This window comes from Paenibacillus sp. MAHUQ-45 (assembly GCF_058133325.1).
The window spans coordinates 1-724 of the sequence record NZ_JBYUPV010000037.1; the positions used below are offsets into that span (position 1 = coordinate 1).

Annotated in this window: 1 protein-coding gene; it reads left to right on the top strand. The window is 46.7% G+C overall.

Features of this window, described 5'->3' with window-relative positions; all coding sequences use genetic code 11:
- The first annotated feature begins 322 nt into the window (after window positions 1–322).
- Complete coding sequence (locus tag AC3Y23_RS29020; RefSeq protein ID WP_379205552.1) at window positions 323–457, top strand: hypothetical protein; 135 nt, start codon at window positions 323–325, stop codon at window positions 455–457.
- Window positions 458–724 lie beyond the last annotated feature (267 nt).

Genomic DNA, 724 nt, shown 5'->3' on the forward strand with positions numbered 1-724 from the left:
AACAAAGGTCTGTCTAGTCAAGGCTATGGTTTTTCCTGTGGTCATGTATGGATGTGAGAGTTGGACTGTGAAGAAGGCTGAGCGCTGAAGAATTGATGCTTTTGAACTGTGGTGTTGGAGAAGACTCTTGAGAGTCCCTTGGACTGCAAGGAGATCCAACCAGTCCATTCTGAAGGAGATCAGCCCTGGGTGTTCTTTGGAAGGAATGATGCTAAAGCTGAAACTCCAGTACTTTGGCCACCTCATGCGAAGAGTTGACTCATTGGAAAAGACTCTGATGCTGGGAGGGATTGGGGGCAGGAGGAGAAGGGGACGACAGAGGATGAGATGGCTGGATGGCATCACTGACTTGATGGACATGAGTTTGAGTGAACTCCGGGAGTTGGTGATGGACACGGAAGCCCAGCGTCCTGCAGGCCACGGGGTCCCAAAGAGTCAGACACGACTGAGCCACTGAACTGAACTGAACATACAATCGTTTCTCCAGGTGTTTTGGTTACCCGAGTTTCTATCCTGTGCTAAACTAAGTGACGACAGTGTACTGAAGAGCTGGGTCATTTCCAAATAAATTCAAGTTCTGAAACATTCACGCCTTGAAAGGACCTCCCTTTTACACAGAAACAAAAGAGATTTTTGACTATCCAATAAGAGTGTCTGGCACCATCCTGACATGTGAAACGTAAGAAAGCAATTTTTTTTTGTTTTGTTTGGTTCTGATCTTGGG